The following is a 12,307-nucleotide window of genomic DNA, read 5'->3' on the forward strand; positions in this document are numbered from 1 at the left end:
TATGCAATCACTTTTGATCAATGCGACTGTCATGCACCTCAGGCTGAGACCAGTCCGGCATCGCTTTGTCTATCCAGTGTTTATGCTCAGAATCAATTTGAATGAAGCCTATAGCGCCAAGGTGCCATTCACAAGCTTCTTATTGGGTCTCAATAAGTGGCGCCCTCTTGCCATACATTTCAAAGACTACGGCCCACGTGATGGCAGCAATCTGATGTCATGGATACAGCAAATCCTACAATCAGCGTCTATCCAAGATATTGACGAAGTCGAACTACAGAGTTTCCCACGTGTATTTGGTTATGCCTTTAATCCAATTTGTCTGTGGTATTGCTATGACAAACACCGTGGTCTAAAGGCGATCTTAGCGGAAGTGAATAATACGTTTGGCGAGCATCATTTCTATCTTTTGCACACAAAAAATCATCAAGTAATCAAGGCTGACAGCGTGCTCGTTAGCAAAAAAATGATGCATGTGTCTCCATTCTGCGAGGTAAAAGGGCACTACGAATTCACCTTCAAAGAATCGAGCAATAAATTAGTTGTAAAAATTGACTATCACGATGAGGTTCACAGCACAGAACCTAATTCACCCCTGATTCATACGGCAATTGCTGGACATAAACTGGCTTTAACCACTACCAATTTATTGTCCGCGCTAATTAAACAACCTCTCCTGACTTTTGGTGTTTTCTTTCGTATTCATTGGCAAGCCTTGATTTTGTGGCGAAAAAAAGTTCCATTCTTCAGACAAGCACCGGCAGCACCTTCTCAATTAACCATATGCATTCCTAGCGAACAGGAGCAAATAAAGTGAATTCTAGCCCCGACATGACAACTTCAATACGTTCAAATGAGCAAGGAACATCCGCTTCTATTCCCACTAGTGCCCAACTATTTTTGCGCATGCTAGGGAAGATTAAACATGGCAATTTACATGTTATTACGCCATACGACGAAGTGCATAAATTTGGTGATCAGCACTTAGCACAAGCCGTGAGCTTACAAATACATGACTGGCGAGCTTGCAAAAAAATTCTACAAGGTGGTGACATTGGCTTTGCCGAAAGTCTTGAAGCGGGTTGGATTACAACTAGCGATTTAACCGCCCTGCTTCGTCTAGCGATTAAGAATGAGGCGGCGCTAGATAAAGCGATTTTTGGCGGAAAGTTAATGGGACTTTGGTACAAATTAAAACACTTGATGCGTCCTAATACGCGTAAAGGTAGCCGCAAAAACATTCACGCTCACTACGACATTGGCAACCCGTTTTATCAATTATGGCTAGACCCTACTTGGACTTACTCCAGTGCTGTATTTTTTGGTGATTATCAAATCAGCTTGCAGGAAGCTCAGTATCGCAAATACCAACGCATCATCGATGTGCTACGACTCAAAGCTGGCGACCGAGTTCTTGAAGTCGGATGTGGCTGGGGCGGGTTTGCCGAACACGCGGCAACGCAAGGAATATCAGTCCACGGAATCACGATATCCAATGCGCAATTAGAAATCGCAGAGCAAAGAATTAAAGAAAAAAATCTACAAAATTTAGTCCAATTAGAGTTATGCGATTATCGCGATCTGACTGGCACCTATGATGCCGTCGTTTCTATTGAAATGTTTGAAGCGGTTGGCGAAGAATACTGGCCAGCCTATTTCTCCTGCTTGCAAGCACGACTAAAGCCGCAAGGTAAAGCCGTGGTGCAGACCATCACCATTGACGAGGCGCGCTTTGAGCGCTATCGCGCGGGCACTGACTTTATTCAGCAATACATTTTCCCTGGAGGAATGCTACCAAGCCCAATACGCTTCACTCAATTAGCAGACAAAAATGGGCTGCAAACCTTAGATCAATTTGCCTTTGGCAAAGACTATGCTGAGACGCTGCGTCGTTGGAACAAGGATTTTGAGAATCGGAAAGATAGCATTCAACAATTGGGATTTGGTTCTGCCTTCCAGCGCATCTGGCAACTCTATTTTTCTTATTGTGAAGCGGGATTTGATGAGGGACGTACTGATGTTTATCAGTTCCTTCTGCAAAAAAAATCATAAGTTAATCACTAGGCTTGTCTATGAAAATTTTTATCAAATGGATGCAGTTGACGGCGCTGCTTGTAATTGGTGCTAGCGCTATGTCGGCTCAGGCCGATGTCTGGCGTAAGGATATCCCTCAGGCCAAACTCATAGGCAGTGGTGAATTTAGTTGGTGGGGTTTGTCCATCTATTCAGCCCGCCTGTGGCAAGAGACTGAAGTAAAAAACACGACATTCAATCCCCAACAAGGCTTTGCATTAGAAATTACTTACCACAAGTCGATCAGTCGTGAACGTTTTGTCGATACCAGCATAGACGAAATTAAGCGACTACATGGCGATAATTTTAACCAAGAACAACTGCAACAATGGCGTAGTTACATGGCCAAGGCATTTACCGACGTCAAGAGCGGCGATCAATTAATTGGAGTTCACGTGCCGCAATTTGGCTGTCGCTTTTATAGTCAATCAAAGCTGTTAGCCGAAATACCTGACGAGAAATTTTCAAAGGCTTTTTTTTCAATTTGGCTCGATCCACGCAGTAAAGACAAGCAACTCCGGGCTAAGTTGATGGGACAGCAAAATGAAACAAAATAAGGGAATCCAATAAGTGAAAACCGCCGCTCTCATATGCTACGGTTTATTAGGCTTGCCATTAGCTATGGCGGCCTTACCTGTCTATGTACAAATCCCTAATTACTATACAACTCAATTAGGCCTACCTTTGGCCGGTACCGGACTAATACTTTTTTTTGCACGTTTAATCGATACCATACAAGATCCCTTTTTAGGAAAAATGATCGATAAAATCAAATCGGACAATCCCTATTGGCTGCTAAGTTCTACTCTCCTACTAGGCGCAGCGTTTTATGGATTGTGGTTACCGCCAAACTACATACGCCAAGAGGAATATCGCTTATTGCTATGGCTGGGTTTAATGCTAATTCTGGCTTACACCGCACACAGTATGTTAAATATTGCTTACCTAACTTGGGGTGCAGGATTTAAGGCATCCACTACCGCAACAAATTCGGCCAAAAAAAATTCGTCCTTATTAGGTCCTGCCGCATGGCGCGAAACTTTTGGCCTTGGTGGCGTTATTTTGGCAAGCATTGTGCCGGCGTGGATTTTGCAAACACCCACAGTTCTCAGACAAGACTATCTATGGCAGTACAGCCTAGGTTTTGGCTTGATCTTAATGCTCTCGATTATGCTCTTAATCAAGGCATCCCCAAGACCTGAGCTGCATCAATTACAAGCACCAATTTACTTACGACAAATGTTTGCTGCGCCAACTTTTCGACGCTTAGCAAGTGTGTATTTTTTTAATTCTTTGTCGGTTGCGATACCTGCAACTTTATTACTGTTTTTCATCAACGACCAAATCCGTACCCCAGAAAAAACGGGGCTCTATCTCGCTGGATATTTCATCGCTGGTGCTAGTGGCTTACCTTTGTGGATTCAATTTGCCGCCCGATACGGTACTCAATTTGCCTGGCAAGTTAGTATGTTGTTAGCAGTCGGTAGTTTTATTGGGGCTGCGTTTTTAGGAGCGGGAGATAGCACCGCATTCCTTCTCGTTTGCATCGTCTCGGGTCTAGTCGTGGGTGCCGATTTGGCCCTTCCACCGGTCTTATTGGCAGAAAACGTCAAAGAAAAAAATAGCTTAGCCAGCTACTACGGCGTTTGGTCTTTAATCAGTAAATTAAGCTTGGCCTTAGCAGGTTTGAGTTTGCCCTTATTACATTTATTAGGGTTTCAATCGGCCTCTAATATAGGATTAAACACAGTATCGAACTTGGTACCGAACTCAACAACCAACCTAATACCAGACAAGCCGCAACTAGCCCTCATTATTAGCTATGCATTGATACCTTGTCTTTGCAAACTCATCGCATTTCAACTCCTTAGAAAGTCAAGATCATGATCAAGAAATGTCTGTTGATACTAGTCGCATATTTAGTAAGTGCCTGCGCGATTACTGATGTCAATCACTATAAAAGCGTCAAACCAGAGTTTGATTTAGAAAAATACTTTACCGGCACCACGGATGCTTGGGGTATGTTTCAGCAACGTAACGGCGCAGTTGTGAAGCGCTTTCATGTCGTCATAGAAGGCAAGCGTGTGGCAGATGAATTAATTCTCGATGAACAATTTGTTTACGATGACGGCAGCAAACAACAACGTATATGGAAGCTCAAAAAGAATCCAGATGGTCGCTGGATAGGTAATGCCAGTGATGTACAAGGCGATGCAATAGGTGAAGCGGCAGGGAATGCATTCAAGTGGCAATACACTTTATTGTTACCGGTTGATGGCACTACTTACGCCATGAGCATGGATGACTGGATGTATTTAATTGACGAACAAACCTTAGTAAATCGTGCTCGTATGAGTAAATTTGGCATTGATGTCGGTGAAGTGACCCTATTTTTTCGCCGGAGAACATAATGCCTAATTTCAACTGGCTCAGCAGATTATCGGGAAAATTGTTTGGCACACTCAACCATCCAATAGAAGACTGGCGCGGCAAATCGGTTTGGCTCATCGGCGCATCTAGTGGAATTGGTGCGGCATTAGCCCAACAGTTATTAAATCAAGGTGCCAAAGTTGTATTATCAGCGCGTCGTAGCGAACAATTGACTCACATCGCCAATGCTCATCCTAACGCCTACATCAAGGCCTTTGACGCCAGCAATAAAAGCTTGTGGGCGGAGACGCATCAACAAGTACTTCAGGACTTGGGCAGAATTGATTTAATCGTTTTTTGCGCGGCGAAATATCAGCCTGAACGGACGTGGGAAGTCGATTCCATCGACGCGCAAGAAACGCTCAACATCAATCTGCTTAGCGTCTATCACGGCCTACAATGCATACTACCGGACATGCTCAAAACACGTCATGGTGGTATCGCCGTGATTGCTAGTGTTGCGGGCTACTTAGGCTTACCGAACGCGAGTGTATACGGTCCGAGTAAGGCGGCATTAATTAACCTCGCCGAAATCATGTATGCCGATTTGCATCCCAAGGATATCAATGTGTATTTGATCAACCCGGGATTTGTCAGCACGCCTTTGACTGCGAAAAACACCTTCTTTATGCCCGCACTTCAAACACCCGAGCAAGCAGCAAAAGCCATACTAGCAGGCATGCAAGACGGTAAATTTGAAATTCACTTCCCCAAGCGCTTTACCTATTGCCTAAAACTTCTGCAATGCTTACCGTATCGCTTACGTTTTCGCTTATTACGCCGGCTTGCCACTGAATAAGCAACTAGCGAAATATCCCCCATTTTATGGAACTAATTTTGTCATGAGTATTTCTCCCAGCACGAGGATTATGAATTGGTATTCGACATTGACACCAGACTCACTGAGTGACATCGAACAGTTCTACGCTGACGACGCGCGCTTCAAAGATCCCTTTAATGAAGTACATGGTACGAGGGCGATTAAAGCGATTTTCGAACATATGTTTGCGACTACTGGCGCACCGCGTTTTGTTTTTATTGATGTAATTGAACAAGGTTCACAGTCTTTCCTAACATGGACTTTTCATTTCCAATTGAGCGGAAAAAGCTATCAAGTGGCGGGCAGCTCTCACCTGCGTTATGACGCTGAAGGTAAGATTGTCGACCATAGAGATTATTGGGATCCTGCTGAAGAGTTATGGCAAAAATTGCCACTTATAGGAGGCTTTATTCGCTTCTTACGACGCCAATTTTTAGTAAAACAATCTAACTAAAAAGTTTCAAATAGCACTTCCCCGCAATGGCTAAGGCACTTACGCCAAAGGAAATCGCTTCGAGTATAGCGATTTCCTTATTTTGTACTGGCCGCATTCTGCTAAAATCGTTCCCTTATTGTCCTCACCAATTGTCCACACAATGCCATGAAGCGCTAGCATTTTGGGTCAAAATTGTTTCCATTTTAGTGATTGCTCGCCATGTCTATTTCATCCCGCGTTATTTATCTTGATTCCAATGCCACCACGCCCGTAATGCCTTTAGCGCTTGAAGCGGCGCGCGCAGTGATGGAAGACGACTATGGCAATCCGAGTAGCGTGCATAGTAGCGGGATTCAGGCCAAAGCCGTGATGGAGCATGCACGTAAAACCGCCTGTGACTTATTAGGCAGCGAAAACGGTAAACTTTTGTTTGTTAGCGGCGCGACCGAAGGCATACAAACCGCTGTATTCTCGACGCTATTAGCACTGCGCGACAAGCTAGCTAAAGGTGAAAAAGTTGGTACCGACCTTCTTTATGGCGCGACCGAACACAAAGCCGTGCCAGAATCGCTGCACCACTGGAATCAAGTATTAGGGTTAAACTTCAACATCATTGCGATCCCGGTTGATCACGCTGGTCGCCATGATTTGGCCTTCCTTAAAGCACACCTCGCCACTGCAGGCTTAGTCTGCACTATGGCGGCCAATAACGAAACCGGCATTGTGACTGACTTGGCGGGCATAGAAGCTCTACTAGTAGATCATCCCGCTTATTGGTTAGTTGATGGTGTACAGGCTTTAGGGAAATTACCGCTCAAATTGAGCCAGCATCGCATCGACTACTCCTTATTTTCCGGGCATAAGCTTTATGCACCCAAAGGGATAGGCTTACTCTATGTACACAAAGATGCTCCCTTCACACCTTTATTGGCAGGCGGCGGCCAAGAAGGAAGCTTACGTTCAGGTACAGAAAATGTCTCTGGTATTGCCGCCCTTGGCGCTGTGCTCGAAGCTTTGAGTGACGGGCATACCTTCCGCGACCACGCGACATTAGAAAAATTTCGTCTTCGATTACTAGACGCTGTTAAAGAAGCCTTCCCGGGTTTGATCTTGAATGCGCCATTAGCACAAAGCTTACCGACTACTTTGAATTTTTCAGTGCCAGGTTTAACCAGTAAAGAACTATTAGACTTATTTGATGCCGCCGATGTTCGCGTCAGCGCAGGCTCAGCCTGCAGCGCAGCCAAAGCCCAGCCTAGCTTCGTATTACAAGCCATGGATTTGCCCGAATGGCAGGCTGCGAGCGCAGTACGGATGTCATTTGGTCCAGCGGTAACCGAGGACTATATCGAAGAAGCTTGTCGCCGGATTCGTGTTTGTGGTGACGCACTGCGTAAAACTTGTATGGTCACCGGTGACATCGAACCTTTACCCGCAGAAGGCGTGATCCAACTAAGCTTTGGTGCCGCCTGCACTTGGATCGTCGCTGACTCCGCAAGTAAACAGTGCATCGTCATTGATGCACTGCCTGAGTTGATTGAACGTATCGCTAAATACGTACGCTGCCAGACGTACACCGTTGCAGCCATCGTTGGCACCGGCAGTCATGCGCAACAAGATCAAACCAATCAGGCACTGGCAAACTTATTGGCCGATGCTTACACGGGCGACTTATCAAGCGACTTCTCGAGCACAATTGCATCCCACAAGTCGGCATGCGCGTTACAGTTGTCGCCTACCCTGACACTCAATGGCATCACTTTGGGTGAGAAATTCTTTGCCCAGCTCAATTTAGTTAATGCGAAAAATAAGCCGGTATTTTTATTTGGCGATTGCCTTGCTGACGATATAAAGCCTTCACAAGATAAATCCGTCAAAACGAATTTCGCATTTTGTGGTGACTTGTTCGACACAAAAAATCAGGCAGAAAATAAGATGCCGCAAAATCAGCAAGCAATGAATGTCATTCAAGCTGAGCTGAAATCTTATATCGGAGAAGACACCCTACTTTGCGCCGCGCACGATTTCGATAAGCGTCTAGTGACTATGTTTGACCACGATACGGAATGTTGCCTCGAGTCGGCGACCGTGCCGTCTGCCAAGCTACATGAATTTATTGCGACACATCCGGGTACCATTTTGGTTGATGTGCGTGAGCCTTACGAACAACAACTCAGTCATTTTGATGTACCTGAAGGCAGTGAAGTTTTGCATGTGCCGTTAACGCGTTTAGCGAACGGCGTAGAACGCTGGTTAAAACAAAACGAATCTAAAACGACGCCTATCTTATTTTTCTGCCGTACCGGTGGACGCAGCTCTCAAGCGGTTCAGTGTTTGCGCCGACTCGGATACGAGAATGCTTGGCACATCGCAGGTGGCTTGGCTTTGTGGCAGCATTGAGCACTAGAATCTAGATTTCCAACTAAAAAAACCTTCAAAGTATTTCTATCTTTGAAGGTTTTTTATTGCTTCAGACCAGCTATTAAATAGCGTCGAATCCTCATTCAAGTACGACGACTATTTCCACTCTCCCCTAAGCTCCTGCACTTGTTGTTGCAAGCTCTGTGGTGAAATTTGGGTAGGTTCTTGTGGCTCGCCTACGACCAATTCCAAGCGAGAAAATGGCCCGCGACGGAACGAGCGATGGAATGGATTTCCTTTGTCACGAGATAACAAACTCCCCCACAGTCCACGCAATGCCATTGGGATTACAGGTACTGGCGTGCGTTCCACGATTTTCATGACACCGCCTTTGAATTCATTGATCTCGCCATCACGAGTCAATTTCCCTTCTGGGAAAATACACACTAAATCGCCTTCATGTAAGGCTTGCGCAATGTCGATAAAAGACTTTTCCATTAGCCAAGGATTTTCTTTAGCAGGCGCAATCGGTATTGCTTTTGCCGTACGGAATACCCAAGATAAAAACGGAATTTTGAAAATACTGTGATCCATCACAAAACGAATAGGACGCGGACTGTAGGCCATGATAACGATCGCATCCATGTAGCTAACGTGATTACAGACTAATACAGCAGCGCCCTCGTTTGGAATTTTATCGACATTGATGCCCCTCACTCTGTGCACAGTATGTATCAAAATCCAAGCAACGAAGCGCATTAAAAATTCTGGCACCACACTGAAAATATAGATCGCTACAATTGCGTTCAAAATCGCGGTTGCCATAAAAATCTGCGGAATGGTGAAGCCTTGCTTCAACATCAGCATCGCTACCAAAGCAGCAACCACCATGAATAAGGCATTCATAATATTCATGCCAGCAATCGTGCGTGACAGATGTTTAGGATCGCAGCGAGTTTGAATCAAAGCGAACAAGGGCACGATATACAAGCCACCAAAAATACCTATCATAAAAATATCGAACAAGATTTTGTAGCTACCGACTTGATCGATAAAACTCATCGCCGTCACTGCCACAGTGTTGGTGTACATCAAACTCGACAGATACAAATCGAAGCCAAAGATGGACAAACCGATTGCGCCGAAAGGCACCAGGCCAATTTCCACTTTGTGTCCAGAAAGACGCTCGCATAGCAAAGAACCAGCACCTATGCCAAAAGAGAAGATTGTGAGTAACAAAACAAAAACGCTATGGTCGCCGTGCAGATAGTCTTTGGCGTAGACTGGAAATTGGGCGAGCAAGATTGCGCCATAAAACCAAAACCAAGAATTGGCTAATAAGGATAAAAAGACGGGACGATTTTTCTTGCTGAAACTTAAGTTACGTACTGTTTCAGTAGCGGGATTCCAATTAATTTTTAATTCGGGCACTGGTGCAGGAGAGACAGGAATGCGCAGACTAAACAACCAGCCAATAACAGCAATGACAATTGTGCCGCCAGCAACTAGCTCTATTCCCCAAGGTTTGTGTACCACAAGCATAGCGCCTAAAATTTCGCCTAACAGTATGCCGACGAAGGTTCCCATTTCAATGACACCATTACCACCGACCAACTCATCGGCATGCAAATGCTGCGGCAAATAGGCGTACTTAACGGGACCAAACAAAGTGGAATGAATACCCATTCCAGCCACCGCCGCTACCAATACCCAGATATTGTGTGTCATCCAACCAAAACCAGCGATCAGCATAATGACTATCTCTAGTAGCTTGACATAGCGTGCCATACGCCCTTTTTCAAACTTATCGGCTAATTGCCCTGATGTCGCAGAAAACAAAACAAAGGGTAAAATGAACAAGCCTGGAATCAAATTATTCAACAAGCCTACATCCATCGTGGTCCAAGTTAATGCATCGTAAGTCAAGATCGTCAGTAAAGCCGTCTTAAACACATTGTCATTAAATGCGCCAAAAAATTGCGTCCAAAAAAACGGCGCAAAACGACGCTCTTTCAATAAGGTGAACTGGCTGTGTTGGCTCATATCAGTATAGGCTCGCGAGGACGGCCATTAACAAAAAAGCCAATTCTAAAGTAATTAGCTTTGGAATTGGCTTATTTTTTACATCGAGAATATTCAACAACAAATACAGTCTCTCTTGAGAATCGATCAGAGGTTTTTGTTCATGTGAACATGCTCAATACCTGCTTCGATAAACAGATCACCTTCACGAAGAAATCCTTCACGTTGATAAAACGGTTCTGCAGAGATTTGTGCATTGAGTTGTACTGTTTGCATACCGCGATGTTTCGCTTGCACCATCAGTTGACGCAAGATTTCAGCACCAACTCCACAATTGCGTGCCGTGTTCAACACCGCCATACGGCCGATATGACCATCTGGTAGCAAACGTCCGGTGCCTATCGCTTTGCCTTGCGCATCGTAGGCAACGGCGTGTAAACATTGCGCATCCATCACATCCCATTCGAGTGCGGCAGGAATTTTTTGTTCTTCAACGAAAACGGCGGTACGTACTGCTTGTGCATCAGCTTGCAACTCAGACCATTCGCCTAATTTTATTTGTATGTCGGGATTCATTTATATTCTTAATCTGATCGTTTTTTATTTCATCGATATCGCACTTATGGAATCAAGCGTACTAATTGCTTTCCGAGATTTTTACCTTTTAATAAGCCGATAAACGCCTTAGGCGCAGCCGCTAAATTCGGTGCAATACTCTCTCTGAACTTCAATTTGCCCTGTGCGACCAGTATGCCTAATTCCTTTAAACCTTGCGGCCATAAATCTAGATGTTCAGAAATAATAAAGCCACGTAAAGTGACCCGCATACTGAGTAACATCCGCGCATTATGGATAGACATATCGCCACCATCATAGCCTGCGATCATGCCACAAAGGGCAATCCTTGCAAACGGATTCACGCGCGCCAAACAAGCGTCAAAACTCGCACCGCCGACGTTTTCAAAAATCGCATCAATGCCATTTGACGTTGCTGCTGCGAGCTGCTCTTCTAGGTTTACCGCTTTGTAATCGATACATGCATCAAAGCCTAAGTCGTTGACCACGTAGGCGCATTTTTCGGTTCCACCAGCGATACCAACCGCGCGACAACCGCGCAATTTCGCCAATTGTCCGACCACGCTACCCACCGCGCCGCTGGCAGCGGAGACGACTACTGTTTCGCCTTCTTTTGCTTGCATAATTTGGGTCAGACCATACCAAGCTGTCATACCTGGCATCCCTACAGCGCCTAGATAGGCAGATAAGGGGATGTGGGTCGTATCGAGTTTGCGTAACAATGTTCCATCAGAGACTCCCATTTCCGCCCAACCCATCATACCAATGACCTTGTCACCAATTTGAAATTGTGGATTGTTGCTGGCGACAATTTCGCCTACCGTGCCACCTATCATGGTTTCATTTAAGGCTTGCGGTGCGGCATAGTTTTTGACATCATCCATGCGTACCCGCATATAAGGATCGAGTGAGAGAAAATGATTGCGGATTAAGACTTGACCGTCTGCGATAGTTGGCACTGGCACAGTCTCCAGACGAAAATTTTCTGGTGTGACCTCACCACTGGGACGCGTGGCCAAAACGATACGTTGATAATGGGTATTCATATTTAATTTTCCCTGTTAATTAGTTCTGTTTTTGTAGGGCGGGTGCAACTATGAAACTCTCAAGCTCAATCACTGCCACCCATCTTCACTAATCCAGCTTTAGATTTCAAACTACGCAAATACTTATACGTTCCCATCGCTTTCGCCACCAATTTATCACCGCTCCAAATTTCACCATCACAAAAACACATGGTCGTCGATTGATGAAACGCGACGCTGCGCGCTTCAAGGCGTCCGCCTACTACACCGCCTGGTTGCAAGAATGTGGTTTTCATCTCGACTGTGACAACACCTTTTTGATCATCATGTAAAGAACGTCCAGCCATTGCCATCACCACATCAAGCAAGGTCATCAATACGCCACCATGCGTGATTTGCCAGCTATTCATGTGGTGATGATGTAGATCTAAAAATAAATTGGCTTTACCTTCTTTCATCTCGCCCGAAACGATGCCGAGATAGTCGAGGAAAGGATTTTCAATTTGCGAAATCACACTAGCATTTTGATTAGTATCGTTGAGAAAATCAGACATCTTATTCATC

At 45.1% G+C, this 12,307-nt stretch carries 12 protein-coding genes; 8 read left to right on the forward strand and 4 right to left on the reverse strand.

Annotated elements, in window-relative coordinates:
* The first annotated feature begins 1 nt into the window (after position 1).
* From ACFFJH_RS19730 to ACFFJH_RS19765, 8 genes are all read left to right on the forward strand, one after another.
* Positions 2 to 817 (forward strand): DUF1365 domain-containing protein, encoded by an 816-nt coding sequence (locus ACFFJH_RS19730; protein WP_390214813.1) that lies wholly within the window; start codon positions 2 to 4, stop codon positions 815 to 817.
* Entirely contained in the window at positions 814 to 2,052 is a 1,239-nt protein-coding gene (locus ACFFJH_RS19735; RefSeq protein ID WP_390214814.1) for a class I SAM-dependent methyltransferase, read from the forward strand. The genes ACFFJH_RS19730 and ACFFJH_RS19735 overlap by 4 nt, the downstream gene beginning before the upstream one ends.
* A gap of 20 nt (positions 2,053 to 2,072) precedes the next feature.
* Positions 2,073 to 2,630 (forward strand): chalcone isomerase family protein, encoded by a 558-nt coding sequence (locus tag ACFFJH_RS19740; RefSeq protein ID WP_390214816.1) that lies wholly within the window; start codon positions 2,073 to 2,075, stop codon positions 2,628 to 2,630.
* Positions 2,631 to 2,643: 13 nt separating this feature from the next.
* Positions 2,644 to 3,960, forward strand: coding sequence for an MFS transporter (locus ACFFJH_RS19745; protein WP_390214818.1), 1,317 nt, complete (start codon positions 2,644 to 2,646; stop codon positions 3,958 to 3,960).
* Positions 3,957 to 4,484 carry a DUF3833 domain-containing protein gene (locus tag ACFFJH_RS19750; RefSeq protein ID WP_390214820.1) on the forward strand — a complete coding sequence of 176 codons (528 nt, stop codon included), beginning with the start codon at positions 3,957 to 3,959 and terminating at the stop codon, positions 4,482 to 4,484. The genes ACFFJH_RS19745 and ACFFJH_RS19750 overlap by 4 nt, the downstream gene beginning before the upstream one ends.
* The gene (locus tag ACFFJH_RS19755; protein ID WP_390214822.1) at positions 4,484 to 5,302 is read left to right on the forward strand and encodes an SDR family NAD(P)-dependent oxidoreductase; all 819 of its coding nucleotides are present in this window, start codon (positions 4,484 to 4,486) and stop codon (positions 5,300 to 5,302) included. The genes ACFFJH_RS19750 and ACFFJH_RS19755 overlap by 1 nt, the downstream gene beginning before the upstream one ends.
* Before the next feature lie 43 nt (positions 5,303 to 5,345).
* The gene (locus ACFFJH_RS19760) at positions 5,346 to 5,777 is read left to right on the forward strand and encodes a nuclear transport factor 2 family protein (protein WP_390214824.1); all 432 of its coding nucleotides are present in this window, start codon (positions 5,346 to 5,348) and stop codon (positions 5,775 to 5,777) included.
* A 201-nt stretch (positions 5,778 to 5,978) separates the two neighbouring features.
* Positions 5,979 to 8,159: an aminotransferase class V-fold PLP-dependent enzyme gene (locus ACFFJH_RS19765; protein WP_390214826.1), complete on the forward strand. Its 2,181-nt coding sequence runs from the start codon at positions 5,979 to 5,981 to the stop codon at positions 8,157 to 8,159.
* A 117-nt stretch (positions 8,160 to 8,276) separates the two neighbouring features.
* On the opposite strand, the gene ACFFJH_RS19770 is transcribed toward ACFFJH_RS19765, so the two are convergent.
* The 4 genes from ACFFJH_RS19770 to ACFFJH_RS19785 form a co-directional block, all read right to left on the reverse strand.
* Positions 8,277 to 10,163, reverse strand: a complete 1,887-nt coding sequence (locus tag ACFFJH_RS19770) for an MFS transporter (protein ID WP_390214828.1) — start codon at positions 10,161 to 10,163, stop codon at positions 8,277 to 8,279.
* A gap of 126 nt (positions 10,164 to 10,289) precedes the next feature.
* Positions 10,290 to 10,718 carry a GNAT family N-acetyltransferase gene (locus tag ACFFJH_RS19775; protein ID WP_390214830.1) on the reverse strand — a complete coding sequence of 143 codons (429 nt, stop codon included), beginning with the start codon at positions 10,716 to 10,718 and terminating at the stop codon, positions 10,290 to 10,292.
* A 44-nt stretch (positions 10,719 to 10,762) separates the two neighbouring features.
* On the reverse strand, positions 10,763 to 11,764 hold the full coding sequence (locus ACFFJH_RS19780) for an NADP-dependent oxidoreductase (RefSeq protein WP_390214831.1): 1,002 nt from the start codon (positions 11,762 to 11,764) through the stop codon (positions 10,763 to 10,765).
* Between the two features lie 65 nt (positions 11,765 to 11,829).
* Positions 11,830 to 12,297: a PaaI family thioesterase gene (locus ACFFJH_RS19785; RefSeq protein ID WP_390214833.1), complete on the reverse strand. Its 468-nt coding sequence runs from the start codon at positions 12,295 to 12,297 to the stop codon at positions 11,830 to 11,832.
* Positions 12,298 to 12,307: the final 10 nt, after the last annotated feature.

The sequence above is a fragment of the Affinundibacterium danionis genome (assembly GCF_042432465.1).
GTDB lineage: Bacteria > Pseudomonadota > Gammaproteobacteria > Burkholderiales > Burkholderiaceae_D > Undibacterium > Undibacterium danionis.

Coding starts and splice junctions, on each gene's coding strand:
- ACFFJH_RS19730 (WP_390214813.1), top strand. CDS start 2: ATGCAATCACTTTTGATCAATGCGACTGTCATGCACCTCAGGCTGAGA.
- ACFFJH_RS19740 (WP_390214816.1), top strand. CDS start 2,073: ATGAAAATTTTTATCAAATGGATGCAGTTGACGGCGCTGCTTGTAATT.
- ACFFJH_RS19750 (WP_390214820.1), top strand. CDS start 3,957: ATGATCAAGAAATGTCTGTTGATACTAGTCGCATATTTAGTAAGTGCC.
- ACFFJH_RS19755 (WP_390214822.1), top strand. CDS start 4,484: ATGCCTAATTTCAACTGGCTCAGCAGATTATCGGGAAAATTGTTTGGC.
- ACFFJH_RS19760 (WP_390214824.1), top strand. CDS start 5,346: ATGAGTATTTCTCCCAGCACGAGGATTATGAATTGGTATTCGACATTG.
- ACFFJH_RS19765 (WP_390214826.1), top strand. CDS start 5,979: ATGTCTATTTCATCCCGCGTTATTTATCTTGATTCCAATGCCACCACG.
- ACFFJH_RS19770 (WP_390214828.1), bottom strand. CDS start 10,163: ATGAGCCAACACAGCCAGTTCACCTTATTGAAAGAGCGTCGTTTTGCG.
- ACFFJH_RS19775 (WP_390214830.1), bottom strand. CDS start 10,718: ATGAATCCCGACATACAAATAAAATTAGGCGAATGGTCTGAGTTGCAA.
- ACFFJH_RS19780 (WP_390214831.1), bottom strand. CDS start 11,764: ATGAATACCCATTATCAACGTATCGTTTTGGCCACGCGTCCCAGTGGT.
- ACFFJH_RS19785 (WP_390214833.1), bottom strand. CDS start 12,297: ATGTCTGATTTTCTCAACGATACTAATCAAAATGCTAGTGTGATTTCG.